26 protein-coding genes are annotated in these 22,936 nt (G+C 59.4%); 16 read left to right on the top strand and 10 right to left on the bottom strand.

The window, feature by feature from the left end; translation table 11 throughout:
- Window positions 1-116: 116 nt before the first annotated feature.
- The 8 genes from ACYSTU_RS17415 to ACYSTU_RS17380 are packed head-to-tail and all read left to right on the top strand — an operon-like array spanning window position 117 to window position 6,623.
- Window positions 117-791, top strand: a complete 675-nt coding sequence (locus tag ACYSTU_RS17415; RefSeq protein ID WP_207807853.1) for a thermostable hemolysin — start codon at window positions 117-119, stop codon at window positions 789-791.
- Window positions 781-2,259 carry an AMP-binding protein gene (locus ACYSTU_RS17410; RefSeq protein WP_499000391.1) on the top strand — a complete coding sequence of 493 codons (1,479 nt, stop codon included), beginning with the start codon at window positions 781-783 and terminating at the stop codon, window positions 2,257-2,259. The genes ACYSTU_RS17415 and ACYSTU_RS17410 overlap by 11 nt, the downstream gene beginning before the upstream one ends.
- Window positions 2,259-2,933, top strand: coding sequence for an iron-containing redox enzyme family protein (locus tag ACYSTU_RS17405; protein WP_130900931.1), 675 nt, complete (start codon window positions 2,259-2,261; stop codon window positions 2,931-2,933). The genes ACYSTU_RS17410 and ACYSTU_RS17405 overlap by 1 nt, the downstream gene beginning before the upstream one ends.
- The gene (locus ACYSTU_RS17400) at window positions 2,920-3,729 is read left to right on the top strand and encodes an SDR family oxidoreductase (RefSeq protein WP_110599427.1); all 810 of its coding nucleotides are present in this window, start codon (window positions 2,920-2,922) and stop codon (window positions 3,727-3,729) included. The genes ACYSTU_RS17405 and ACYSTU_RS17400 overlap by 14 nt, the downstream gene beginning before the upstream one ends.
- Window positions 3,726-4,370: a tetratricopeptide repeat protein gene (locus ACYSTU_RS17395; protein ID WP_016774539.1), complete on the top strand. Its 645-nt coding sequence runs from the start codon at window positions 3,726-3,728 to the stop codon at window positions 4,368-4,370. Before ACYSTU_RS17400 ends, ACYSTU_RS17395 begins: the two co-directional genes overlap by 4 nt.
- A gap of 11 nt (window positions 4,371-4,381) precedes the next feature.
- A complete protein-coding gene (locus tag ACYSTU_RS17390; RefSeq protein WP_016774538.1) occupies window positions 4,382-5,044 on the top strand; it encodes a response regulator in 663 nt (220 codons plus the stop codon).
- On the top strand, window positions 5,041-6,411 hold the full coding sequence (locus ACYSTU_RS17385; RefSeq protein WP_110599423.1) for an ATP-binding protein: 1,371 nt from the start codon (window positions 5,041-5,043) through the stop codon (window positions 6,409-6,411). Before ACYSTU_RS17390 ends, ACYSTU_RS17385 begins: the two co-directional genes overlap by 4 nt.
- Window positions 6,408-6,623 (top strand): hypothetical protein, encoded by a 216-nt coding sequence (locus ACYSTU_RS17380; protein ID WP_264365164.1) that lies wholly within the window; start codon window positions 6,408-6,410, stop codon window positions 6,621-6,623. The genes ACYSTU_RS17385 and ACYSTU_RS17380 overlap by 4 nt, the downstream gene beginning before the upstream one ends.
- Window positions 6,624-6,641: 18 nt before the next feature.
- Here the strand turns inward: ACYSTU_RS17380 and ACYSTU_RS17375 are convergent, their stop codons facing one another.
- A complete protein-coding gene (locus tag ACYSTU_RS17375) occupies window positions 6,642-7,529 on the bottom strand; it encodes a universal stress protein (protein WP_499000384.1) in 888 nt (295 codons plus the stop codon).
- Window positions 7,530-7,972: 443 nt separating this feature from the next.
- Between ACYSTU_RS17375 and ACYSTU_RS17370 the strand changes: the two genes are divergently transcribed.
- Window positions 7,973-8,185 carry a hypothetical protein gene (locus ACYSTU_RS17370; protein WP_225914367.1) on the top strand — a complete coding sequence of 71 codons (213 nt, stop codon included), beginning with the start codon at window positions 7,973-7,975 and terminating at the stop codon, window positions 8,183-8,185.
- Between the two features lie 44 nt (window positions 8,186-8,229).
- Here the strand turns inward: ACYSTU_RS17370 and ACYSTU_RS17365 are convergent, their stop codons facing one another.
- Window positions 8,230-9,150, bottom strand: coding sequence for a universal stress protein (locus ACYSTU_RS17365; RefSeq protein WP_217878049.1), 921 nt, complete (start codon window positions 9,148-9,150; stop codon window positions 8,230-8,232).
- Between the two features lie 233 nt (window positions 9,151-9,383).
- On the opposite strand from ACYSTU_RS17365, the gene fnr reads away from it, so the two are divergent.
- The 4 genes from fnr (at window position 9,384) to ACYSTU_RS17345 (ending at window position 13,906) form a co-directional block, all read left to right on the top strand.
- Window positions 9,384-10,124: a fumarate/nitrate reduction transcriptional regulator Fnr gene (fnr, locus tag ACYSTU_RS17360; protein WP_499000381.1), complete on the top strand. Its 741-nt coding sequence runs from the start codon at window positions 9,384-9,386 to the stop codon at window positions 10,122-10,124.
- A gap of 71 nt (window positions 10,125-10,195) precedes the next feature.
- Window positions 10,196-11,386: a cation:proton antiporter gene (locus ACYSTU_RS17355; RefSeq protein WP_499000378.1), complete on the top strand. Its 1,191-nt coding sequence runs from the start codon at window positions 10,196-10,198 to the stop codon at window positions 11,384-11,386.
- A gap of 224 nt (window positions 11,387-11,610) precedes the next feature.
- Window positions 11,611-12,951 (top strand): putrescine-ornithine antiporter, encoded by a 1,341-nt coding sequence (gene potE, locus ACYSTU_RS17350; protein ID WP_499000376.1) that lies wholly within the window; start codon window positions 11,611-11,613, stop codon window positions 12,949-12,951.
- 49 nt (window positions 12,952-13,000) lie between these two features.
- Window positions 13,001-13,906, top strand: a complete 906-nt coding sequence (locus ACYSTU_RS17345; protein ID WP_350483352.1) for an amino acid ABC transporter substrate-binding protein — start codon at window positions 13,001-13,003, stop codon at window positions 13,904-13,906.
- 41 nt (window positions 13,907-13,947) lie between these two features.
- On the opposite strand, the gene ACYSTU_RS17340 is transcribed toward ACYSTU_RS17345, so the two are convergent.
- Window positions 13,948-14,859: a universal stress protein gene (locus ACYSTU_RS17340; protein ID WP_024012774.1), complete on the bottom strand. Its 912-nt coding sequence runs from the start codon at window positions 14,857-14,859 to the stop codon at window positions 13,948-13,950.
- A 212-nt stretch (window positions 14,860-15,071) separates the two neighbouring features.
- Here ACYSTU_RS17340 and ACYSTU_RS17335 point away from each other — a divergent pair, with 212 nt between their 5' ends.
- Window positions 15,072-15,635, top strand: coding sequence for a GNAT family N-acetyltransferase (locus ACYSTU_RS17335; protein ID WP_024012773.1), 564 nt, complete (start codon window positions 15,072-15,074; stop codon window positions 15,633-15,635).
- A 53-nt stretch (window positions 15,636-15,688) separates the two neighbouring features.
- On the opposite strand, the gene ACYSTU_RS17330 is transcribed toward ACYSTU_RS17335, so the two are convergent.
- The 4 genes from ACYSTU_RS17330 to ACYSTU_RS17315 all read right to left on the bottom strand — a co-directional run bounded on the left by ACYSTU_RS17330 (window position 15,689) and on the right by ACYSTU_RS17315 (window position 19,325).
- A complete protein-coding gene (locus ACYSTU_RS17330; RefSeq protein WP_217878043.1) occupies window positions 15,689-16,612 on the bottom strand; it encodes a universal stress protein in 924 nt (307 codons plus the stop codon).
- 100 nt (window positions 16,613-16,712) lie between these two features.
- A complete protein-coding gene (locus ACYSTU_RS17325; RefSeq protein ID WP_499000370.1) occupies window positions 16,713-17,954 on the bottom strand; it encodes an MgtC/SapB family protein in 1,242 nt (413 codons plus the stop codon).
- 37 nt (window positions 17,955-17,991) lie between these two features.
- Complete coding sequence (locus ACYSTU_RS17320; RefSeq protein ID WP_024012770.1) at window positions 17,992-18,216, bottom strand: hypothetical protein; 225 nt, start codon at window positions 18,214-18,216, stop codon at window positions 17,992-17,994.
- 35 nt (window positions 18,217-18,251) lie between these two features.
- A complete protein-coding gene (locus ACYSTU_RS17315; RefSeq protein WP_122610502.1) occupies window positions 18,252-19,325 on the bottom strand; it encodes an NAD(P)-dependent alcohol dehydrogenase in 1,074 nt (357 codons plus the stop codon).
- A 260-nt stretch (window positions 19,326-19,585) separates the two neighbouring features.
- Here ACYSTU_RS17315 and ACYSTU_RS17310 point away from each other — a divergent pair, with 260 nt between their 5' ends.
- Complete coding sequence (locus ACYSTU_RS17310) at window positions 19,586-20,512, top strand: universal stress protein (protein WP_499000899.1); 927 nt, start codon at window positions 19,586-19,588, stop codon at window positions 20,510-20,512.
- Window positions 20,513-21,081: 569 nt separating this feature from the next.
- Here ACYSTU_RS17310 and ACYSTU_RS17305 read toward each other — a convergent pair.
- Together ACYSTU_RS17305 and ACYSTU_RS17300 are read right to left on the bottom strand one after the other, a co-directional pair.
- On the bottom strand, window positions 21,082-21,321 hold the full coding sequence (locus tag ACYSTU_RS17305) for a hypothetical protein (RefSeq protein ID WP_123442612.1): 240 nt from the start codon (window positions 21,319-21,321) through the stop codon (window positions 21,082-21,084).
- 157 nt (window positions 21,322-21,478) lie between these two features.
- A complete protein-coding gene (locus ACYSTU_RS17300) occupies window positions 21,479-21,697 on the bottom strand; it encodes a hypothetical protein (protein ID WP_123442613.1) in 219 nt (72 codons plus the stop codon).
- Between the two features lie 198 nt (window positions 21,698-21,895).
- Here ACYSTU_RS17300 and ACYSTU_RS17295 point away from each other — a divergent pair, with 198 nt between their 5' ends.
- Window positions 21,896-22,618: an AbiU2 domain-containing protein gene (locus tag ACYSTU_RS17295; RefSeq protein WP_123442784.1), complete on the top strand. Its 723-nt coding sequence runs from the start codon at window positions 21,896-21,898 to the stop codon at window positions 22,616-22,618.
- Window positions 22,619-22,724: 106 nt separating this feature from the next.
- On the opposite strand, the gene ACYSTU_RS17290 is transcribed toward ACYSTU_RS17295, so the two are convergent.
- Window positions 22,725-22,936: hypothetical protein (locus tag ACYSTU_RS17290; RefSeq protein ID WP_499000366.1), on the bottom strand; the 212-nt coding region annotated here is incomplete at its 5' end.

Below are 22,936 nucleotides of genomic sequence, written 5' to 3'. Positions count from 1 at the left end.
CCAGCCTTAAGACAGTCTGAAGATTGGCGCTGCGCTTAACGGTTTTTCATCTTCAGACTTCGTTAAGAAATGGCTTGGATACTGCGCTCAAACCCATTGAGGGAGGCGCTCTGCCCATGCCCGAATTCGACTGGAACATCCCGCTGCCCTTGCGCTTCGGCGAGGCCGAATCGTTGCCGATGACGCTGAGAAACGCGTTGCCGGTGGACGAGTTGCGCGCGCCCTTCGAAGCCTTTATCCAGCAGCGTTTCCGCACCGCTCACGGTGCCGAAATCCGCCATTTCATGCCCGAGCTGTTCGGCATGCACAACAGCGACGGCCAGTTGTGCGCCGTGGCCGGGGTCCGTCGAGCGCATCAACAGGCACTGTTTCTCGAGCGCTATCTGGATGAACCGATCCAGTCGTTGATCAGTGCCGCCGGTCGTGCAGTGGATCGCAAGGTCATTGTCGAAGTCGGCAACCTCGCCGCCAGCGATACCGGCAGTGCGCGCCTGAGCATCATCGCCATCACCTATCTGCTGGCCATGGGCGGCCTGGAATGGGTGACCTTCACCGGCAACATCGGGCTGGTCAACAGCTTCCATCGCCTGGGTTTGAAGCCCGTGACATTGTGCGCCGCTGATCCACAGCGACTGGGTGACGAGCGTCAACACTGGGGCAGTTATTACGAAAGCAAACCCTGGGTGCACGTCGGCAACATTCGCGCGGGATTTGTTCATCTGCGCAATATTGGCCTGTTCACTCGCCTGGGTTTGCCGACTTCCGTTGAAGGAGCCTGCCATGTCGCTTGAAATGCAGCGCTTCCAGGAAACCCTGCGCGACCATGCCCGGCGCAATGACAACGCCTCAGCCCTGTGGGGCGACACGCTGAGAATAGATTACGCCACGCTGTATGCCGAGGTGTTGTATCGCCAGGAGCGGCTGCGCGATGAGCAGGTGCGGGTGATCGCGCTGGCGCTGGACAACGGCGTCGACGCGATGCTGTGGGATCTGGCTGTGTTGTTCGAAGGCTTGACCTGCGTAACGCTGCCGCCGTTTTTCAGTGCCGCGCAGCGCGCCCATTGTCTGGAGCAGAGCCAGGCCGAACGGGTGATCGCCGAGCCGGAACTGCAAGCCGAGCTGCTGGCGGCGGGCTATGAATTACGAGGTGAATTCTGGTGTCGCTCGTTCAATGGCCCGAGTCGCATGCCGGCGGGCACCGCGAAACTCACGTTTACCTCCGGGACCACCGGCACGCCGAAAGGGGTGTGCCTGAGCGCCGACAGCTTCCTGCGCGTTGCCCGGGAGCTTGATCAGGCAAGCGCAGCCACTGGACCGGAGCACCATCTGGCGCTGTTGCCTTTGGCGATCCTGCTGGAGAACCTGGGCTGTTATGCCGCGCTGTACGCCGGTGCGGTGTTGAGCCTGCCAAGCCAGACAACCCTCGGCATTCAAGGCGCCAGCGGCATCGACGTTGCGCGCCTGCTCGGTTATCTGGCCAAGCGTGCGCCGGAGAGCCTGATACTCGTACCACAGCTTCTGCAAGTTCTGGTCAGCGCCGCTGAACAGAACGCTTTCGATCCGCAAACTTTGCTCTTCGCCGCGGTCGGTGGCGCGCGGGTGTCAGCGGATCTGCTGCACCGCGCGCAACGGGTCGGGTTAGCGGTTTACGAGGGATACGGCTTGTCCGAATGCGCCTCGGTCGTATGCCTCAATCGCCCCGGCGCGCGCCGTCCGGGCAGCGTCGGGCGCCCTCTGCCTCATATTCAGGTTCGGTTGGCCGAAGACGGTGAAGTGCTGATCAAGGGTTCGGTGTTGCTCGGTTATCTGGGGGAGCCGGCGTATACAGATCAATGGTGGCCGAGTGGCGATCTGGGCGAGTTCGATCCGGAAGGCTTTCTTTATCTCAAGGGCCGCAAAAAACACCAATTCGTCACCAGCTACGGGCGAAACGTCAACCCGGAATGGGTCGAGTCGGAACTGACCCAGCGCCGCCACATCGCTCAGGCGTTCGTCTATGGCGAGGCGATGCCGCACAACCACGCCCTGCTCTGGCCGCATCGTCCCGATTGCACCGACAGCGAAATGGCCGCCGCCGTCGCCGAAGCGAACGCGGCCCTGCCCGATTACGCCCAGGTGCACCAATGGACGCGCCTGTCGCAGCCCTTCACTGCGGCCAACGGCCTGCTCACCGCCAATGGCCGGCCGCGCCGTGACGCCATCATCGCGCAGTACCGCACGCAACTGACCGAATCCGCCACTTCCGAGGAATCCGCATAATGAGTTTTTTCGACACCCTGCAAGAAGCCACGCAACGGGAACGCCACGAGCTGTTCAACCTGCCGATCATCGTCGATGCGTTGCAAGGCAAGGTCAGCCTCGACAGCTATCGGGCGTTTCTTGCCCAGGCTTACTACCACGTGCGCCACACCGTGCCGCTGATGATGGCTTGCGGTGCACGCCTGCCGACACGCCTGGAATGGCTGCGCAAAGCGGTGTGCGAGTACATTGAAGATGAATACGGCCACGAGCAGTGGGTGCTCAACGACATTGCCGCCTGTGGTGGTGATCGCGACGCCGTGCGCGATGGTCAGCCGTCGTTATCGATCGAGCTGATGGTCAGTTTTCTCTACGATCTGATCGCCCGGGGCAATCCGGTGGGTCTGTTCGGCATGGTAAACGTGCTCGAAGGCACCAGCATTGCCCTGGCCACCCACGCGGCGGGGAGCATTCGCGATCGCCTGGCGCTGCCGGAAACGGCATTCAGCTATCTGAACTCCCACGGTTCGCTCGACATCGAGCACATGCAGACCTATCGGCGGTTGATGAATCAGCTGCAAGACCCTGACGATCAAGCGGCGGTCATTCATGCCTCGAAAGTCGTCTATCGCCTTTACGCCGACATGTTCCGTGGTCTGCCGCGCGACGCTGAGGTTCAACATGCAGCTGCATGAAGCCCGCGTGGTGCTGACCGGTGCCAGTGGCGGCATCGGCCTGGCCATCGCCAGTGCCTTGTGCGCCGCCGGTGCCAGGGTATTGGCCGTGGCGCGGCATCAGGAGGCGCTGCTGCCGCTGCTTGAGCGATATCCGCAGAACCTGTGCTGGGTAGCCGCCGACCTGACCTTCCTCAGCGATCGGCGCAAAGTGTTGGCCGCCGCCGACGCCATTGGCGGCATCAACCTGCTGATCAACGCTGCCGGGGTCAATCACTTCGCCATGCTCGAACAGCTCGATGACGGTGACATCAACGCGATGCTGGCGGTGAACATCAGCGCGCCAATCTGCCTGACCAAGATGCTGTTGCCGCAGCTCAAGCAGGCTGACAGCGCGATGGTGGTCAACGTCGGCTCGACCTATGGCTCGATCGGTTACCCCGGTTACGCCAGTTATTGCGCGAGCAAATTTGCCCTGCGCGGATTCTCCGAGGCATTGCGCCGCGAGCTGGCCGACACGCGGGTCAGCGTGTTGTATGTCGCGCCCCGGGCCACCCGCACCTCGATGAACAGCGCCGCTGCGCAAGCCTTGAACGATGCCCTCAAGGCCAGCGTTGACGATCCGCAGACCGTGGCGTCGGCAGTGATGCATGCGATTGCCGGCGATCGTCGTGACCTGTACCTAGGCTGGCCGGAGCGGTTTTTCATCCGTTTGAACAGCTTACTGCCGCATCTGGTGGATCGCGGCTTGCGCAAGCAATTGCCACTGATCCGCCGTCTCAGTGAAAAACCTGATAACGAGGCTCCAACGCCATGAAAAAACTCTCCACATGCCTGCTGTTTGCCGCCCTCAGTCAAAGTGTCTGGGCGCTTGAGCCGGCTGATCAGCAACGTCTCACCGGAATCCAGCAGAACTGGGCGCACATTCAATACGAGGTCGCGGAAAAGCAGCGCGCCGCGGCGTTCGAGCAATTGGCCAGCGAAGCCAACGCGTTCACCACGCAACGTCCGAATGTGGCCGAAGCCTGGATCTGGAAAGGCATCGTCACCAGCAGTTGGGCCGGTGCCGAGGGCGGGCTCGGTGCCCTGGGCAAAGCCAAGGACGCCAAGGCGGATCTGGAAAAATCCCTGACGCTTGACCCCAAGGCCCTGCAAGGCTCGGCCTATACCAGCCTCGCTGCACTGTACGACCGCGTACCGGGCTGGCCGATCGGCTTCGGCGACAGCGACAAGGCCGAGCAATTGCTCAAACAAGCCCTGCAGCTCAACCCCGATGGCATCGACAGTCTGTACTTCTGGGGCGACCATCTCTACCGTCAGAAGCGCTACGCTGAAGCCAAGGCAGCGCTGATCAAGGCCAGACAAGCCGCACCTCGTGCGGGCCGCGAAAGTGCCGATGCCGGGCGTCGTAAAGAGATCGACACCTTGCTGGTGGACGTGAACAAGAAACTCGACTGAAAGGAGTGCGCGTGCGTTTATTACTGATCGAGGATGACGTGGCGCTGGGTGAAGGCATTTACCAGGCGTTGGGTCGCGAGGGTTACACGGTCGACTGGCTCAAAGATGGCAGCAGCGCCTTGCACGCGCTGCTCAGCGAAACGTTTGATGTCGCCGTGCTGGACCTCGGCCTGCCGCGCATGGATGGCCTCGAAGTGTTGCGCCGCCTGCGTGACAGCGGTTCGAACCTGCCGGTGTTGATTCTCACCGCGCGCGATGCCACCGAAGACCGCATTGCCGGACTCGACGCCGGTGCTGACGATTACCTGGTCAAGCCCTTCGACCTCGCCGAACTCAAAGCCCGCCTGCGTGCCCTGTTGCGCCGCAGTGCCGGGCGCGCCCAGGCGCTGATCGAACACGCCGGCATCAGCCTCAACCCCGGCACCCAGCAGGTCAGTTATCAAGGCCAACCGGTCGCGCTCACCCCCAAGGAATATCAGCTGCTGCACGAACTGCTGTCGCCGCCGGGCCGGGTGATGACCCGCGATCAATTGATCCAGTTGCTTTACGGCTGGAATGAAGAAGCGGAAAGCAACACCCTCGAAGTGCACATTCATCACCTGCGCAAGAAGTTCTCTACCGACCTGATCCGCACCATCCGCGGCGTGGGTTATCTGGTGGAGGAACGTCGATGACCTCGATCCGCCGGCGCACGCTGACCCTGATCATCGGCCTGTTACTGGCCGGTCTGGCGGTACTCAGCCTCTTCAATGTGCATGACAGCAACCACGAAATCGCCGAGGTCTACGACGCGCAATTGGCGCAGAACGCACGCCTGTTGCAGGGCGTAATGCGTATGCCGATGGCGAGTACCGAGCACGCGCAGTTGTATCAGGCGTTCAATCAGGCTCTCGGGGAAGCCAAGCCCCGGGTTGACGGACATCCTTACGAAAGCAAAATCGCCTTTCAGGTGTGGAACCCGCAAGGCGAGGTGCTGGTACATACCGCCAGTGCGCCCTCCTTCACTGCGCCGCCGACGAGAACGGGGTTCAGCGATGTGGTCGATCTGAAAGGTCGGCAATGGCGAGCGTTCATGCTGGAAGACAAGCAGAACGGCCTGCGCATCTGGGTCGGCGAGCGCGACGATGTGCGCACCGACCTGGTCGACCGCATCGTACGCCACACGCTGTGGCCGAACATGCTCGGCAGCCTGATCCTCGCCGCGATGATCTGGCTGGCCATTGGCTGGGGGCTCAAGCCCCTGGCAGACATGGCGGCGACTCTGCGCGCCCGTCACAGTGGTTCACTTGAGCCGCTGCAACTGACGCCCCTGCCCAGTGAGCTGGAGCCAATGCAGGCAGCGCTCAATCGCATGCTCGCGCAGATTCAGGAAGTGCTCGGCCGGGAGCGTCGCTTTATCGCCGATGCCGCGCATGAAATGCGCACGCCGCTGGCGGTGCTGCGGGTGCATGCGCAAAATCTGCAGGAGGCCGGTACCGAAGAGGAGCGTCGTGAGTCACTTGAGTTTCTGATCTCCGGAGTCGACCGCACGAGCCGACTGGTCAATCAGCTGCTGACCATGGCGCGTCTTGAACCCAAACCAAATCCGCCGCCACTGCAACGCATTGATCTCAGCGAAACCGTACGCAACAGCCTGGTGCAATTGACACCGTGGTTGCTGAGCAAACACCTTGAGTTGATCTTCGAGGTCAGCGACCAACCGTTTCATGTCCTCGCCGACCCCGCCGCCATCGATATCGCGCTGAATAACCTGATCACCAACGCGGCGAATTTCTCCCCCGAACACGGTGCGATCACCGTGCACCTGAGCAAGTCTGATGGCTTCTGTCATTTGACGGTCGACGATCAAGGGCCGGGAATCGATGAATCGGACAGAGAGCGATTGTTCGAGCGTTTCTACAGCCGTGGCACGGCGCATGGCGCCGGGTTGGGGTTGACCATTGTCAACACCATCGCGGTGCGACTGAACGGACGGATTGAACTGACAAACCGCGCAGAGGGCGGTTTGAGGGCGACGTTATCGATTCCGGCGGGGGAATGATCATCCGATTGATTCAGCTGTATGCCGCCGGCCCCAAATACCTGCTGCTCAGCGCTCTGCTCTACGCGCCTGGCTCGTTGATTCAGCTGGGCACGTTGAAAACGCGCCAGGGCCAGCCGCTCAGCGGTCCGGAAACGGGTGTGTTGATCATCATCTGGGCCGTCGCGATTTACGCTGGCCGGATGTTGTGGGCCGGAACGCTGACTTTGTAAGGTGCACCAGCGTTTGCGCTAGACCGCCAGTACGCTGCAGGGAACCTGGTACAGAATATGTTCGGTGGTACTTCCCAGCAGTTTTTCCAGCCCGTGACGTTGAACCCTGCCCATCACAATCACGTCCACATCGTGCTCTTCGGCAAACTCACTGATCGCCGCCACGGGATGTCCCTCCCTGCTATGCCTGTGCTCGGCCATCACACCGAATTTCCTCGCCAAAGCGCTGTAATGCACTTGCAGTTCCTGGCGCCGGGCATTCATCAATTCCGAAACCGTCCAGTTGTTCACCACTTCCTCCAGATAGTTTTGCGAGACGTCATAGGCATATAACAGGTGCAACTCTGCACCAAACTGAGTGGCGAAGGATGTGGCCTGTTCGACGATCCGGTCATTGAGAGCGCCCCCATCATCTTCGCTTGCAGCTACATCCACTGCCGCTACGACCTTGCGCGGCAGACCCGGGCCAGCAGCGCCCAACAAGTAGACCGGCACCGGACAATCACGCAGCAGCTGCCAATCCAATGGGGTAAACAAAGCGCGTTTGAGTAAGGATTCGTGCTGCTCTTCCTTGATCAGCAAGTCGGGCTGGTTCACGGTGACGTGATCGAGGATCTCCCGTTTCATGTCTTCGGACCAGCCAACCTCCGTCGTCACCCGCAAACCTTCGGCTCGCAGGCTGGCAGCCTGGCTTGCCAGCCACTCGTGATGGTCCTGCAAATAGGCCGCACGGGCCCTTGCCCGATCCCCTTCCTCCAGCAGCGACAGGAAATCCCACCATTTGATCAAGGCTGCGATGTGCAGCGACGCGCCGCTGGCTTTAGCCAGGGCGGCGGCCTGGCTTATCGCCGGGGAATGGCGCAGGGCCGGGTTGATGATCAGCAACAAGTGTTGATATTGGCTCATGTTTGTCTCCAGAGAGATGGACGTCTGCGCTCATGTCACACGCAGCTGACCCGGGCCGAAAGAACCGGACAACAACGTCAACCCAAGTTGCGCCATAGCCCGGCGACTTCCTTGATAAATGTCATATGCAAGGCCCCTGGTGCTCGTCCTCCCCCTGAAGAACCTGAATATCGAGGCTTGTCCACCACCCTTGCGCAAGCGCCTGGAAAACCGACAAAGCGGCGATGAAACTGGCGAGCGACATTGATCTGGATCAATCGCTGCGACGACAAACTGGATCGAAATAGAGTCATGACTCGGCTGCGCCCGCATCTCGGATCAGGGACAGTCACAAGCTGCTCGAACGCGTGAAAGTTACAGATGCGGCCACAGGGTGACAGGTCCGCAACCCACCCTCATTCTTGCTTTGCGAGGTTCACGATATGGTCATCCATGATTCAGCCATGACAACCGCCAATGTCCCCGACGCGATCGATGACAGTGGCGCACTGTTTCACGAAGCCGATCGGCTCAGCGAACGGGCCTATGCCGTCCTTGAAGAGCCGTTTTCTCCAGACACCATGCACAAGTTCACTGAAGCGAGGAAACGTGCCGATGAGAAATATCGGCACGCCTGGCAACAATGGCATTACGCACACGGCGGGCGCAGTCACTGATTGATTACCCCCAACCGAATACCATCAACTGCTGCGATGACCGGTCAGGCTGTGGCAGGCATTGCCTTGACCATCATCAAACTGCAAGGAGCCCGGTTCATCAGGCATTCGGCCGTGCCGCCGATAAAGCCGTCCAGCGCTTGATGGTGACAGATGCCGAGCACCAGCAGGTCGAACGCGTTTTGCCGGGCGAAGTCTTCGATCACCCGGTACGGGACACCTGAGAGCAGGTGGCTATGCTGTTCATCGAGACCATAGCGCTCGGCCAGCGTATCGAAGGCTTCCTGCTGAGTGTCGTTGATCGCATCGCACAAGCTGTGGTCCAGGCTCAAGTTCGGCACGCTCATCGCCGCATCACCCACCACTGACCAATTGCTCACATTCAACAAGTGCAGCGACGCATCGCATTTAGCTGCCAATGTCGATGCAACGCGAAGTATCCGGTCATTGAGCCCTTGGGTCAGATCCTCGAGATGCGACAGGTCAATGGCCGCCAGTATCTTCAAGGGTTTCGGATGTGCGGCCTCGGTGACCAGATGCACGCAGGCGGGACAATCTCGTACCAATAGCCAGTCCAACGGCTGGTGAAACGTTTGATTGAGTGCCGAAACATGGTGAGCGTCCTTGATCACCAGATCGACATGAAAGTCATTGATGTATTCAAGTACATGCGCCGGCGTGGCCCTGGCCCAGACCACTTCGGTGCTGACTTGCACGCCGGCGCCACGTTGAAACCGGACCTGCTGTTCCAGCCACTTGCGATGCATCTGCAAATAGCCTTCACGCGCTTGCGCCATGGAGTCGTGATCGAACAGACCGGCCAACGCCAGGGACTGGACATGATCGAACGCCACGATGTGCAGCAACGCGCCACTGGCCCGAGCAAGTGCCTGGGCGCGATCAAACGCCGGGGTGCGGGTCATTTCGGCAGGTGCGATCAACAGAATGCGTTTGAGCCTGAACATCACGAGTGTTTCCAGTCAGCGCCATCGGACGATTCTGCAACTCTGCCAACCGCCACGCTTGATATGCATCAAGTCTCCCCATTAACCCTGCAATACAAGAGCGGCGAAGAGCCCGACGCTTCTGTGAGTTCCCTCCCCGCCGTTCGTCCGTAATCACGCTGACACGCCAAACGAAAAGTACATGCGCTGCGAAGACTTCTATGCTTATCACACTCATTGGAGGCTGCTAATCCATGCTTGAAGCCCACTCGCCCCCGCCGATTCTCAAAACTGCCTGTTCCAACTGCAGTGTGGTCGAGTTATGCCTGCCGCTTGGTTTGACGGGCCCGGAGGTCGAGCGGCTCGACACGCTGATCGTGCAGCGATACAAGGTGAAGAAAGGTGCCGCGCTCTACCGGACCGGGGACCCGCTGCGCTCGCTGTACGCCGTGCGAATAGGTTCGTTCAAGACCAGCGTGGTCTCCGTCGATGGCCGCGAGCAAGTGACCGGTTTTCATATTCCCGGCGAAATGCTCGGGCTCGACGCCATCAGCATCGATCAACACGCGTGTACTGCGTATGCGCTGGAAGACAGCGAAGTCTGTCCGATTCACTTCGCACAGCTGGAAAAACTCGCGCAAAGCCTTCCCTCCCTGCAGCACAACCTCAACAAGTTGCTGAGCCGGGAAATCGTGCGCGATCACAGCATGTTGATGCTCATGGGCAACATGAACTCCGATGAGCGCCTGGCGGCTTTCCTGCTCAACCTCTCGCAACGCCTGAGCTCCCGTGGCTATTCCTCGAAAGAGTTCGTGCTGAAAATGCGCCGCGAAGAAATCGGCTCCTACCTTGGGCTGCGTCTGGAAACCATTTGCCGCGGCATTGCCCACTTGCGCGATCAGGGTTTGGTGGAAATCACCGCACGCGACGTAAAAATCCGCAACATGGACGGCCTCAAGCAGATGGTGTCGGGCTGCAACCGCCAGACTCATTGAGCCCGTCCATGCCCGCCTGAGAAGGCCCGTACTGCCATGGCTGTGGCAGCCATCACAACAGGCAAGCGGTCATGTATCAGAACCTCGCCCTGCTTGCCGCTTTTCTTCTGACCTACAGCATATTTGCCGGGCGATTCGAGTCACGTCTGCTCAATGGACCACTGATGTTCATGCTGGCGGGTCTGATTCTCGGCCCGGCGTTTCTGGGCATTCTGCAACCACGGATCGACAGTCACGGTCTCAGGATCCTTGCTGAACTGACATTGGCGATCGTCCTGTTCAGTGATGCAGCCAATGCCGATCTCAAGGTGCTCAAGGCGCACGAAGGATTACCGCTGCGCTTGCTGTTGATCGGTCTGCCGCTGACCATGCTGAGCGGCTGGCTGCTGGGCATCTGGCTGTTCCCGCAGGCGCCCTTGATCGAGTTGGCATTACTGGCAATCCTTCTGGCCCCCACAGACGCAGCGCTGGGCAAGGCTGTCGTGAGCAATCCCAAGGTTGCGGCGCCCGTGCGCGAGGGATTGAACGTGGAAAGCGGGCTCAACGACGGCATTTGTGTTCCGGTGTTGTTGATGTTCCTGGCCTTGTTGATCGAAGAGCATACGCAGTCCCCCCTCTCGCTGGCGATAGAGCTGTTTTTCGAGGAGCTTGGTATCGGCGCGCTCATCGGCGGCACCCTGACTTTCATGGCCTGGCTGATGCAGCGCTACTCTGGAAAACATCACTGGCAGACACCGATGTGGTCGCAGCTGACGCTGCCCGGGTTGGCGGTGCTTTGCTTTGCCACCGCACAGACACTGGGTGGTAGCGGGTTTATCGCCGCATTCGTCGGCGGGCTGCTCGCCAGCTATCTGTTTGCTGAACAAAAACATGACCTGCTCAAGGCCAGTGAAGAGTTCGCCAGCCTGCTGTCGATCATCACCTGGGTCGTGTTCGGCGCGCTGGTGATCCCTTCGGTCTGGAGCAGTTTCACGGTCGATGTCTGGCTGTATGCGTTGCTCAGTCTGACCGTGATTCGCATCGTGCCGGTACTTGTCAGCCTGGCGGGAACCGGCTTCGATTTCGAAACCCGCCTGTTCATCGGCTGGTTCGGCCCGCGAGGTTTGGCCAGCATCGTCTTCGCCATAATGATTTTGGACTACCCTCTGCAAACCGGTCGGACGTTGGTAGCCGTGGCGGCCTGTACCGTTTTACTCAGCGTGCTGCTCCATGGCTTGAGTGCCAATCCATGGGTGTCACGGCTGGCAAATCGGATTGATTGATAATTGTCAGAAATGCCACCGTCTGCCGCGACTAGGGTTGTGAGGAAAACGTGATCAAGCGTCTGCCCGAACACCCCTGACAGCAAAAGGAATGGGCAGGCGCATGAGCCTTTTCAGGCGGTTGCTCAGATAGCCCGTCGCCATTTTCGTCGGCAGCCTGAGCCTGTCTCCCAGTGCGTTCGATGGCTGAGCGGTGACGCGTTGCGCAAATCGAGGGAACTCCGATGGCCGACTCAAGCAAGAAAATGAGCCTCATGGGGCTCACCACACTGGTGACGGTGAACATGATGGGCTCAGGCATCATCATGTTGCCGACGAGCATGGCCCAACTCGGGGCTGTTTCATTGCTGTCATGGATCGTCACCGCTGTCGGCTCGATGGCTATCGCGTACTGCTTTTCCCAATGCGGCATCTTCTGCCTGCGCTCAGGCGGGCTATCCGCCTACACCGAAGAGGCGCATGCAAAGTCAGGCTTTTTTCTGTGCTCTTACCTGTACTTCCTGTCGCTGGCCATCGCCAACGTGGCGGTGGCCATTTCGGCAGTGGGCTACATGACGTCGTTCATGCCCTGGCTGGGAAGCGGCGCCATTCCTTTATTCGTTGGAACGGTCGGCCTGCTCTGGCTGACCACCGTGGCGAATTTCGGCGGCCCAGGCATCACCGGCAGGATTGGCGCGGTTACGGTGTGGGGGGTGATCATTCCTGTAGCGGGCTTGAGCATCATCGGTTGGTTCTGGTTCAAACCCGAGCTGATCATCGCCGCCTGGAACCCGAATCAGCTACCGATATCCGAGGCCATCAGCAAAGCGATTCCCCTCACGCTCTGGGCGTTTCTCGGCATGGAGTCGGCAGCCCAGGCCTCAGATGCGGTGGAAAACCCCAAGCGCACCGTACCGCTGGCCTGTCTGTTCGGCACATTGGGCGCAGCGGTGGTCTATGTGCTCTCGACGACGGTCATTCAGGGCATTATTCCCAACGCCGAACTGGCCAACTCGTCAGCGCCTTTCGCGCTCGTTTATGCGCACATGTTCAATCCCCTGGTCGGCAACATCATCATGGCGCTCGCGGTAATGGCCTGTGTCGGCTCGCTGCTGGGCTGGCAGTTCACCTTGGCGCAAACGGCCAAGGTGACCGCTGATCAGGGCATGTTTCCAAAACTGTTCTGCAAGGTCAGCGCTCGCAACGCCCCCATCGTCGGGATGCTGGTCTGCAGCGTCCTGCAGACCTTGATGGCGCTGTCGACCATTTCGCCGAACGCGAGTGCGCAGTTTGGAAAACTCGTCAGCCTCGCCGCGGTGACCAACCTGATTCCCTACGTGACGGCAGCCACCGGGCTGCTGGTCATGATGTACAAAGCCAGAGTCAGCGCCGCCGTATACACGCGCAATACCCTGCTGTTAGTGGTTGCCGTGGCCTATTCCTTGTATGCGCTGTATGCCTGCGGCAAGGACGCGGTGTTCGGCGGCATCCTGGTCCTGGTGTTCGGCTACCTGCTTTACGGTTTCCTTGCCAAACGTTTTGTCGATGCCCCTGCGCCTGTCGGCCCCCGGCCTGATAACCCTTGATCGAAGTCTTCGGTACAGCACAGAAATCTGAATTCGAGGAACCGCGCGCATGAACGTGAAACTGATCAGAGCCCACCACCTGCTGCTCGCCTGCGTCCTTGCGCTGCTACCGGTAGTGACCCATGGCAACACGCTGGAGCGCATCCGTGCCAGTCAAGCGATCACCCTTGGCTACGTGCCTGACTTCATGCCGTTCAGTGATCAGGCCGCCGATAAAGCCAGCGGCTATGCCATCGATCTCTGTCTGAAAATAGCCGAGAGGGTAAGGATCGATCTGAATCTGCCGGCGCTGAAAATCCAGTACCAAGCGGTCTCGCTCAACGACGAGATGAGCGCTGTCAGTTCCGGCAGGATCGACATTCTTTGTACTCCGACCCCACCCACGCTGGCGCGGCGCAGGATCGTCAGTTACTCGGTGCCGATTTACACCGCTGGCCTCTCGGCTGTGGTGCGCCAGGATGCGTCCGAAACCTTGCTCAATGTGCTGAATGGCAAAGTGGCCCATACCGGGCCAACATGGCGAGCCACGGTGAACCGTGGTCTGGCCAATCAGACCTATGCCGCCATCGCCGGCGGGGTCACGGAGACGTGGATACAACAGCAGATGCGATTGCTGGGTGTAGTAGCCGCGCTGGTCACGGTAGAGAACGCAGAAGCCGGTCTGAATCTGGTTGCCAATGGCAAAGCCGATGCGTTTTTCGCTGAACGCATGATGCTCAAGCATCTGCTGACCAGAAATTATCCATCGGGCAACCTGGTGCTGCTGGAGCGGATTTTCGAGTACGCACCGACGGCGATGGCAGTGGATCGAGAGGATGAGGATTTCCGTCTGCTGGTCGACACGGCGCTAAGTGAAATGTACCGATCCGGCGAAATTGAACAGGCATTCGACAAACATCTGGGCGGCGCCAGCAGTGCCGCCAAAAAGCTCTTCAGGATCTATGCAATACCCTAGCGAGCCAGCGAACAGGCCGGCTCGCTACGCTGCGATCATGCTCACCGCACAGGCTCTTTCCTCACCGCCAGAATGCTCCCCGGCACCGAATACAAGGCGCGCTCGGTGGTGCTGCCGATCACGCGTTCGATGCCCACGCGATGAACCGTGCCCATCACCACCACGTCGGCCAGGTACTGCTCGACGAACTCATTGATGACCTGCACTGGATGGCCCATGACGAAGTGTCGACGCTCAGGGGGCACACCGTGGCGATCGGCAAGGGCGACAAAAGCCTGATGCAGTGTCTGACGCAGTTCGTTCGCCAAATCTTCGTTCCAGCCACCGTTGACCACTGGCGCTTCGCCGTTGAAGGCAGCGGACAAATCGTAGGCACAGAGCAGGTGCAACGGCACGTCGCATTGCAACGCCAAAGCGTTCGCCGACCGTATGATCACGTCGTTCAAGCCACTGATTTGGGTATCCGGATCGAACGGGTCCACGGCTGCCACGACACGATGCGGCAACGCATAGCGAATCTGATTGACCAGATGCACGGGAATCGGACACTCACGCAGCAGGTGACAATCGAGCGGCGTGATGAACACGCGCTTGAGCGCTGGTTCCAGTCGCACATCCTTGATCAACAGGTCGGGCTTGAGCACATGGACGGTCTTGAGGATGTCCAGCAGCGGATGGCTGGAAAAGACCACATCAACCGTGCCGTCCAGCCCCTGGTTGCTGAGTTGCTCGAGCTCATCGGCCACCCAGCGACGGTAGCGCCGCTGATAGCGCTGAGCATCCACGTCATCGATTTTTTCCTCCCACAGATGGGTGATCGGCACCGGCGAAACAAAGGCCCGCACATCCAGCGCCGCCCCGCTCGCCTTGGCCAGCGCGATGGCACGCAGCATCGCCGCCGATTGATGCAGCGTCTGGTCGGCGACCAGCAACAGACGTTCATATTGGCCCATCACACACCTCCGCTCGGCACCGGCGCGGTGGGCCGGCAGGCTTCAAGACTGCGCCCGCTCGCCCTTGCCCGGCGTTGATTTACATCAAGCCCGGGTCAATGAAAGAGGCGTCTGATGTAGATCAGATGTCGCCGTGGGCAACCGCGTAGAAGGAAGGCAAGCGGACGCTTTTTCAGCGTCCGCCAGCCTTTCGAACCGGATGGAGAATGATCATGCTCACCGTCAAAGACCACAACGATCAGGCCGTGGCCGCTTATGCGGCGGTCGCCGGACAATACTGGATTGAGGCGCTCAAGGACGGCCGCCATGTATTGATCCGGCCCCTCACGGAAAAGGATCGCCTGCGCGAATACGACTTCATCAAGCGCCTGTCGCCCGAATCCAGGCACATGCGTTTTCTCGCCCAGATCAGCGAACCCGGCACCGCTCTGCTAGACCAGTTGATGGACACCGATAACAAACAGCGCACCGCCTTCATTGCACTGGTTCACGAGAACGGCAAGTTGATCGAAATCGGCATCAGCCGCTATGCCGGCACAGGCGCCCATCAATGCGAGTGCGCGGTGACGGTCGCCGATGAATGGCAGCACTTGGGGCTGGGCACGTTGCTGATGGAGCATCTGATCAAGGCAGCCCGCCGCAACGGATTCCGCCAGATGTACTCGGTCGATGCCGCCAGTAACGCGGCGATGCGCGATCTGGCCAAAAGCCTGGGCTTCGAAACCCACAATGATCCGGACGACGCACGCCAGGTCATTCATCGTCTTGACCTGTAAATGAATCGCCCCGAGGTGAGTCGGCCAACGACGCACCTCGGGGCGATCGTGTTTCAGGATTGCAGTGTGGGTTGCGGCTTGATCGCCAACACACTGCAAGGTGCCCGATGCAGCAGCTGTTCGGCGGTGGTGCCTAACAACTTGCTCAAGCCGTGGTGCTGCACTGTGCCCATGACAATGACGTCAATCTGCTTGTCGATGGCGAACCCGCAGATACTGCGCACCGGTGCGCCCTCGATGAAGTGCCGGCATGAGACCGGCACGCCGTGGCGCTCGGCCAAGGCCGTAAATGCCTCACGCTGCGCAGTGCCCAGCGCTTCATGAATCCCGGTGGCCAACGGCAATGCGCCGAACCCCATTTCCGTGGCGCAAACCGCCGTCCAGTCGTAAACATGCACCACATCAAGACCGGCATCGCACTGCGCGGCCAGTTGGGCGGCGGCATCGATGATTTGATCGTTGAACAGGCAGTCCTGCTCTTCGCTGCGCAAGACATCGACGATGGCCAGCACACGGCGCGGGCGCGGATGGGTGTCGTCGGTCGCCAGATGCACCGGCACCGGGCAATCGCGCAACAGTTGCCAGTCCAGCGGGGTGTAGAAAATACGCTCCAGCACGGACTCGTGCTGCACATCCTTGATGATCAATAGCAACGGCATTTCGTTGATGAACTGCAGGATCTCGGCGAAGGGATCCTGGACCCACATCACTTCGCTGGTGACCATGATCTGATGCCTCGCCAGCAATGAAGCCTGCTCTGCGAGCCACTGCCGGTGAGTGCGCAGATAACCATCGCGGGCGAGGCGGATCTGCTCGGGGGCAAACAGCCCTGCCACGGCCAGCGCCTGCAAGTAGTCGAAGGCCACGATGTGCAGCGGCAACTGCATGGCCTGGGCCAGCGCAGCCGCGCGCTCGAACGCCGGCGTGCGCTCCATGGCTGAAGGAGCGATCAACAGTAAACGCGGAGTCTGTGACATGGGATACCTCGGCATGCGGCCAGCCAGGAGAAACAGACTTCAGGGTGAATGCTGTGGCCATTGGCAGCTTGATCTTTATCAGCAAGAGCACCGATTGCGCTCAAAACAGCACAGTGCCCGCCCACATGGCCAAGGTCAGCAATATCTGGCCCGGGATCACGCAGGCAGCGAAACGCCTGCCGCCGCTGACCCACGCCACCACGCATTTGCTCACCGAGTTACTGCTGACGGCAATCAGCGCTGGCACCGCTATCGAGTCATAAGGCACCTGGCCCGCCTTGGCCAGGCTGGCGATGGACGCTGTGGCAGAGTGCGCATCGGCAAAGCCCGAAAGCATTGCGGTCAGCCACAAGCCTGCCTGACCAAAGTGGCTGAGCATGGCCGAGGAGACGAATGTGATGCCGGTAAGGGTCAGTGTCACGATGACCGCGAGTTTCAGATTGAACGCTCCTGCCGTGTCGACCGGCTTGCTGCGGCTCCCTCGCGTGGGGTCGGGGAATATCAGGCAGGCGCCGTACAACATCGTAGCGATCAAGCCGAAGAGCAGTGGCGCCCATAAACTGTTCAGCAGATCCGCATCAACCATCGTCAGGATCAGGCCGATCTGTATCACCGTCGCGAGATTGGAAAAAATCGCCGCCGCGCTGAGGATGCGGATGTTGTCCGGCTCATGGGCAAGGCGTTGGCCCATGGTCGCGATCGTCACGGTACTGGAGGCGAAGCCGGATGCAATCGCGCTGATGACGTAGCCATAGCGCGAGCCCAGGGCGCGCACGGCAATGTGGCCGAACGCGCCGACCAGCATCAGCAACACCGTCACGGTACAAATGGTGCGCAGATTGATCGCGGCGTACGGGCCGATATATCGGTCCGGTGCCAAAGGCAGTATCACCAGCGCTGCGATCAGCAGGATCAGGCCATCACGCATTTCCGTTTCGGACAACTGGCTGTTGGCAAAGTGATGCAGCGCCTGGCGATACGCCAAAAGGCCCGCGATCACCACGCCAAGGGCAATGGCCAGCGCCGGCGCGGTTGCGCACAACGCGCCCAGAACCAGCACCGCGATCAATGCCACCTCGCTGGTCACCCCGGGATCGTCGCTCTGACTGCGCCAGTACGCGACGCTGGTCAGCAACGTGACACAGACAGCGATGATCCCCAGCAGCAGGCCACCGCCGACTTGTAGCGCGACATATCCCAACAGCGCGGTAATGGCGAACGTGCGCAAGCCGGCGCAGTGTCGCGCATCGCCAGTACCCTTGTGCCGTTCACGCTCAAGACCGATGAGCATGCCGATCCCCAACGCCGCAGCGGCGCCGGACAGATCAAAAACCTCATTCATGGGTAGCGTCCCGCAGGGTTTGCGCACCCTGCTCGGCTTATGGCGAGCATTCAACACTTGCGCTGATGCGGCGAGCCGTTGCCGGCCTTGCTGGCAACGGCTGGGCAAACGCATTCGGCCACTCGTGAGGGGCGTTGATACGGGCCTCAAGCACCTCGACAAATTCCTGCGCAGCCTTGAGGCTCATGAAGCCCACATCCCAGTCATCCATGTGCACGACCCAGCCGTGGGGAGCGTGTTTTTCAGTGATCTTGATGTTCATGGAAACCCCGGTTTCAGCGGCACGCCAAGGTGCTTTCAAGGAGTGATTGCGACTTTCATGACCCCGTCGCGTTGATGAGCGAACAACTCATACGCCTGCTCGATGTCGTCCAGTCTGAAACGGTGAGTCACCAGCGGTGACAGATCGACGGCACCGCTCTGCACCACGGCCATCAGTCGACGCATGCGTTCCTTGCCGCCCGGGCACAGAGTGGAAACGATGCTGTAATCGCCCAATCCGGCGGCAAACGCGCCGAGCGGGATGTGCAGATCGCTGGAATACACCCCGAGGCTGGACAAACGCCCGCCCGGGCGCAGCACCCGCAATGCCGACTCGAACGTGCCTTGGGTGCCCAGCGCTTCGATGGACACATCCACGCCACGGCCATCGGTCAACGCCATGATCTGTTCCACCACATTGCCGTCCTTGAAATTGACGGTATGGGTCGCGCCCAGTCGGTGCGCCATGGCCATGCGTTCGGCCACCGCGTCGACACCGATAATCGTGGTGGCGCCCTTCAGGCGTGCTCCGGCCACGGCGCAGAGGCCGATCGGGCCCAATGCAAATACCGCGACAGCGTCGCCGATGGCGATCTCGCCGCGCTCCGCCCCCGAGAACCCGGTGGACATGATGTCCGGGCACATCAGCACCTGTTCATCGCTCAACTCATCGGGGATCGGGCACAGGTTGGCCTGTGCATCCGGCACCAACACGTACTCGGCCTGGCAACCGTCGATCGTGTTGCCAAACTTCCAGCCGCCGATGGCCTTGAAGCCGTGCCGAGTGTCGGGGCCGTCCTGCGAGCCGCAGCCACACAGGCACGCGTAACTGTGCCCGCTGGGGGTGATGGCCCCGGCGATCACCCGCTGCCCTTCGACAAAACCGCGTACTTGCGAGCCCAATCGCTCAATGATGCCGACCGGTTCGTGGCCGATGGTCAGTCCTCTGGCCACAGGGTATTCGCCGCGCAGGATATGCACGTCGGTGCCGCAAATGGTTGTGGTGGTCACGCGGATCAACGCATCCAGCGGCCCGACCTCGGGAATCGGCTTGTCATCGAGCACGATGCGGTTTTTTTCAACGAATATTGCGGCTTTCATGGTGGCCATGATGGCTTTCCCTACGCCGACAGGTGAGTGCAGAGCAGAGCTTGAGCCGCGGCGGCAGGGTCGTAGTTGATAATGGTCAACTATCCGCGGATCAGTGGTCTCGCTCGACCGTACATCCGCTCACGACTACGCGGTGATGTCTGGTTGATAAATATCAACCCCGCCCTGCTGGCTCGCTCCAGGATAAGCGCATGCCCCACTACTCACTGATTCCAGGCATGCAGCGCAATGCCTGGGTGACCACCCACGGGAGTCCAGTCATGTCTGAGCAATCGCGGTTGATGCTGGTCGTGTCGCCGCTGATGAAAAACAGTCCGGCGTTCGACCGCGCCGCCGCACTGGCCAAAGCGTCGGATGCCGCACTGCATATTGTCGCGTTTGATTATCTGGAGGGCCTGGCGACCGCAGGAATGGTCAACGAGCAAGCCCTGGAGCAGATGCGCCTGGGCTATGTCGAACGCCATCATCAATGGCTCGAAGACCAGGCCCGGCCGCTGCGCAAGATCGGAGTGACCGTCACCACGGAAGTCGTCTGGGTGGACAATCCCTTGAAGGAAATCCTCATTCATTTGAAGGAACAGCCGATGGCTGTCCTTATAAAGGCTCTGGAGCACGAATCAGTTCTGTCGCGACTGATGTTCACCCCGCTGGACATCCACCTGTTGCGCGAATGCCCGGTGCCGCTGCATTTTGTCAGCCACGCTCAAAACGCTCTGCCACGCCGAATCGTCGCAGCGGTCGACCCCTTCCATCGTGATGGCCAATACCAGGGCCTCAACGATCGGATCCTGCGCGAAGCAGCAAGACTGGCCAGTGTCTGCAATGGCAGCCTGGACGTGATTTATGCCCATGACCTGTCATCGATCAGCGCTGCCGAGTTCGGCTTCAATAACGCGTCCGCGATCTTTTCTTCCACCGCAGCCAAGAAACTGTTCGACGCCCAAGGCGAAGCTTTCCAGGCGGTGGCTGAACGTAACAACATTCCGGCAGAGAACCAGCACATGATTGTGGGCGATCCCGCCAAGGTGCTTTCCAGCTATGCCGATGCGTACGACATCGATGTGATCGTAATGGGCCGCGTCACTCACCGAGGAATCGCCCGACTGGTTGGCAGTACGGTCGAGCATCTGTTGTACAAAATGCCTTGTAGTGTGTGGGTGGTGGCGCCGGAAACGCTTACTCGCTGATGGATGCAGTCGACGCTGAAGAAAGGAGTGGATTTCCAAGCACCAGACGGTGACGGAATGGCCAGTCAGGAGCGTGGAAAACATTTCCATTGCACAATAAATAAGGGCTTGCATGACATATGTCATGCAAGCCCTTGATATTTATGGTGCCCGAAGCCGGAATCGAACCGGCACGCCCTTACGAGCGGGGGATTTTAAGTCCATTATTTTTTCCTTATAAATCATAACCTTATGGTGATGATTTTTCCGCACCACACAAATTCTCTGTTCGTTTTAGGGTAGTGAAACCAGGACCTCAAAACAAATTGCGGAAAGAATTCGGGCCGCCGGAAGCCCGTATTTCAAGCAAAGGCAGTCGGATGTAGGTCTGTAGAAATGGCCTTGAAGCTATTACCGGTTACAGGTCTACACTGAATCCGCTGAGGCCCACGCCTTCGGCAAAACGTCCCACGGCGGTCAAGCTGGCCCAGGTGCGCAGTGACTCACGTCGCGAGCGCACCGGCACCCAGCGTGCGCCGCGTGTTGTTCGACCAGGGCGCGCAACACTTCTTCGTGAATACCTTCAATGATCACTGCTCGCGCTCCTGACGCCGCGCCGTGGCCTCTGCCTCGAAGGTCTTATACAAACCTTCGATACTGGCCGCGTTCAGCACCTTGACCCTCTCCAGGCCCAGCACGAAACCTTCGGCACGATCACTGGCGCGAAACAGGTCGTCAGCCGTGTGTGCCAGTTCAATTTGGTGCAGCAGTTTCAGGGTTTGCACCTCCACTGCGTTCGGCAGTTTCAGTGCCGCCAATGCATCAGTCATGCGTACTCCCACGTCCAGAGATCAACCAGATATAGAGGGAATGGTAGACCAGCCCTGGGGGGACCGGCTTCCACGGCCACAAAAAAAGGCCCCCACACCGGGGTCGGGTGTGGGGGCCGATTGAACATAGGCTGGAATTCTGCCTATCGGTAGGCCACTACGAATTTCTGAGTCGCATGATCGCGTCGGTGAGCGCTTGTGCATTTCTGTCCAATGTTTCCAAGGCCGCGACGGCGTTATCGGCAACATCGTCTGCGCCAGTTCCTGAGATCCAATGGGTGATCTCTTCGATCGCTGCACCGAGGGCATGCTGGTTGTGCAGTAGTGATGTCAGGGCATCTGCCGTGGCGATATTGCAGTCTGATGCATATGACATGGATTCGTCCTTGAGCGAGAGATTTGGAGATCCTAGTTCATATCGCCATTGGCTCAAGCTAGGTAAGTCTCGTCGAGCAGCCTATTGAGCTACCCTCAGTCGGTGCTAATGAAGTGTGATGGAAGCTCTATCCAAATGGCAGCTCTCTGTGTAAAGCGGTCATCCTATGTCTATAGCAGCTATGGTGGTTCACTACTCATGCCAACCCAGAAAGATAAACTTGAGGCTCACGCATCTCACTTGCTCGATGCCTTTATTCAGATGCGCCAAAGGTACTCGATCCTTGCCCCGATGCTTTACGACGACGCTGTAGTAGCCAATCGTGGCTCGGGAAAGCGGGGTATGGGATTTAGCATCCTCAAACACTCATTATTCCTTTCATGCATACAGGACATAGCAAAACTGACGCTTGATGACGACCGGCGAACTCCGAGCCTACACAATCATATTCGGGAGCTAGCCGACGATGGGGTGAGACAGACACTGCGCGAACAGTTTGCTGCTTGGCAACTTCCTGCGGCTGAGGGCGAAAGTGACCCGGAGATAATTGAAGCTCTCAGACGCATTGAGCTGAGTGAAGAGGCCGAGCGTGGAGCCCAATTCGATGAACTGTATTGCGAGGCCACTGGCCTATGGGCAGCGTTGTCTACTAGCCCAAAGATGAAGTCATTCCAAACCATCCGCGACAAGGTTTCTGCGCATACAGAAGTGCGCTGTGTGGCAGACAGATATCAGTTTGTTGACATCAGCAAATTAGGCATTAAGTGGAGCGACATAAAGGAAACCATCGAGCAGATGCAAAGGCTTGTGGAGATTATTGGGATGCTAATCCGCAATGCCGGATTTGCATGGGAATCGCTCGATGAGCAATTGAACCGTGCGAGCGAATGTTTTTGGAGCGTCGACGAAAGCGGACGTTGATCGCGCGGCGAGTTGAAGTTGGGGACAGCTTTCCAGCTGGCACTGACCGAAAGACCCTGCGCCTTTGAATAATTTGAAGGCGGCCGATTGAGATTGAACTGCTCACTTACAAGCCCCCCTTTTCCGCACCAGAACAGTGCGCCAGTCCCATCTCAGTCCCATATGGCCATTTTTGAGACGCAAAAAACCACAAACCCCCGACTTTCTCTAGGAAAATCAGGGGTTTGCGTTTGTAGAATATGGCGATGAAGGAGAGATTCGAACTCCCCCCTAACGACTGCCAACATTCATTGCGATATCTTGGCAATGGCAGCTTTC

The organism is Pseudomonas glycinis (genome assembly GCF_054871425.1).
This window is presented reverse-complemented; position numbering and strand designations above follow the sequence as displayed.

What these genes read in the sequence shown, in the direction of transcription:
- potE (WP_499000376.1), top strand. Translation starts at nt 11,611, where the DNA reads ATGGCCGACTCAAGCAAGAAAATGAGCCTCATGGGGCTCACCACACTG.
- ACYSTU_RS17340 (WP_024012774.1), bottom strand. Translation starts at nt 14,859, where the DNA reads ATGGGCCAATATGAACGTCTGTTGCTGGTCGCCGACCAGACGCTGCAT.
- ACYSTU_RS17400 (WP_110599427.1), top strand. Translation starts at nt 2,920, where the DNA reads ATGCAGCTGCATGAAGCCCGCGTGGTGCTGACCGGTGCCAGTGGCGGC.
- ACYSTU_RS17330 (WP_217878043.1), bottom strand. Translation starts at nt 16,612, where the DNA reads ATGTCACAGACTCCGCGTTTACTGTTGATCGCTCCTTCAGCCATGGAG.
- ACYSTU_RS17325 (WP_499000370.1), bottom strand. Translation starts at nt 17,954, where the DNA reads ATGAATGAGGTTTTTGATCTGTCCGGCGCCGCTGCGGCGTTGGGGATC.
- ACYSTU_RS17320 (WP_024012770.1), bottom strand. Translation starts at nt 18,216, where the DNA reads ATGAACATCAAGATCACTGAAAAACACGCTCCCCACGGCTGGGTCGTG.
- ACYSTU_RS17380 (WP_264365164.1), top strand. Translation starts at nt 6,408, where the DNA reads ATGATCATCCGATTGATTCAGCTGTATGCCGCCGGCCCCAAATACCTG.
- ACYSTU_RS17410 (WP_499000391.1), top strand. Translation starts at nt 781, where the DNA reads ATGTCGCTTGAAATGCAGCGCTTCCAGGAAACCCTGCGCGACCATGCC.
- ACYSTU_RS17355 (WP_499000378.1), top strand. Translation starts at nt 10,196, where the DNA reads ATGTATCAGAACCTCGCCCTGCTTGCCGCTTTTCTTCTGACCTACAGC.
- ACYSTU_RS17305 (WP_123442612.1), bottom strand. Translation starts at nt 21,321, where the DNA reads ATGACTGATGCATTGGCGGCACTGAAACTGCCGAACGCAGTGGAGGTG.
- ACYSTU_RS17315 (WP_122610502.1), bottom strand. Translation starts at nt 19,325, where the DNA reads ATGGCCACCATGAAAGCCGCAATATTCGTTGAAAAAAACCGCATCGTG.
- ACYSTU_RS17310 (WP_499000899.1), top strand. Translation starts at nt 19,586, where the DNA reads ATGTCTGAGCAATCGCGGTTGATGCTGGTCGTGTCGCCGCTGATGAAA.
- fnr (WP_499000381.1), top strand. Translation starts at nt 9,384, where the DNA reads ATGCTTGAAGCCCACTCGCCCCCGCCGATTCTCAAAACTGCCTGTTCC.
- ACYSTU_RS17370 (WP_225914367.1), top strand. Translation starts at nt 7,973, where the DNA reads ATGACAACCGCCAATGTCCCCGACGCGATCGATGACAGTGGCGCACTG.
- ACYSTU_RS17335 (WP_024012773.1), top strand. Translation starts at nt 15,072, where the DNA reads ATGCTCACCGTCAAAGACCACAACGATCAGGCCGTGGCCGCTTATGCG.
- ACYSTU_RS17415 (WP_207807853.1), top strand. Translation starts at nt 117, where the DNA reads ATGCCCGAATTCGACTGGAACATCCCGCTGCCCTTGCGCTTCGGCGAG.
- ACYSTU_RS17375 (WP_499000384.1), bottom strand. Translation starts at nt 7,529, where the DNA reads ATGAGCCAATATCAACACTTGTTGCTGATCATCAACCCGGCCCTGCGC.
- ACYSTU_RS17405 (WP_130900931.1), top strand. Translation starts at nt 2,259, where the DNA reads ATGAGTTTTTTCGACACCCTGCAAGAAGCCACGCAACGGGAACGCCAC.
- ACYSTU_RS17365 (WP_217878049.1), bottom strand. Translation starts at nt 9,150, where the DNA reads ATGTTCAGGCTCAAACGCATTCTGTTGATCGCACCTGCCGAAATGACC.
- ACYSTU_RS17385 (WP_110599423.1), top strand. Translation starts at nt 5,041, where the DNA reads ATGACCTCGATCCGCCGGCGCACGCTGACCCTGATCATCGGCCTGTTA.
- ACYSTU_RS17300 (WP_123442613.1), bottom strand. Translation starts at nt 21,697, where the DNA reads ATGTCATATGCATCAGACTGCAATATCGCCACGGCAGATGCCCTGACA.
- ACYSTU_RS17295 (WP_123442784.1), top strand. Translation starts at nt 21,896, where the DNA reads ATGCCAACCCAGAAAGATAAACTTGAGGCTCACGCATCTCACTTGCTC.
- ACYSTU_RS17345 (WP_350483352.1), top strand. Translation starts at nt 13,001, where the DNA reads ATGAACGTGAAACTGATCAGAGCCCACCACCTGCTGCTCGCCTGCGTC.
- ACYSTU_RS17395 (WP_016774539.1), top strand. Translation starts at nt 3,726, where the DNA reads ATGAAAAAACTCTCCACATGCCTGCTGTTTGCCGCCCTCAGTCAAAGT.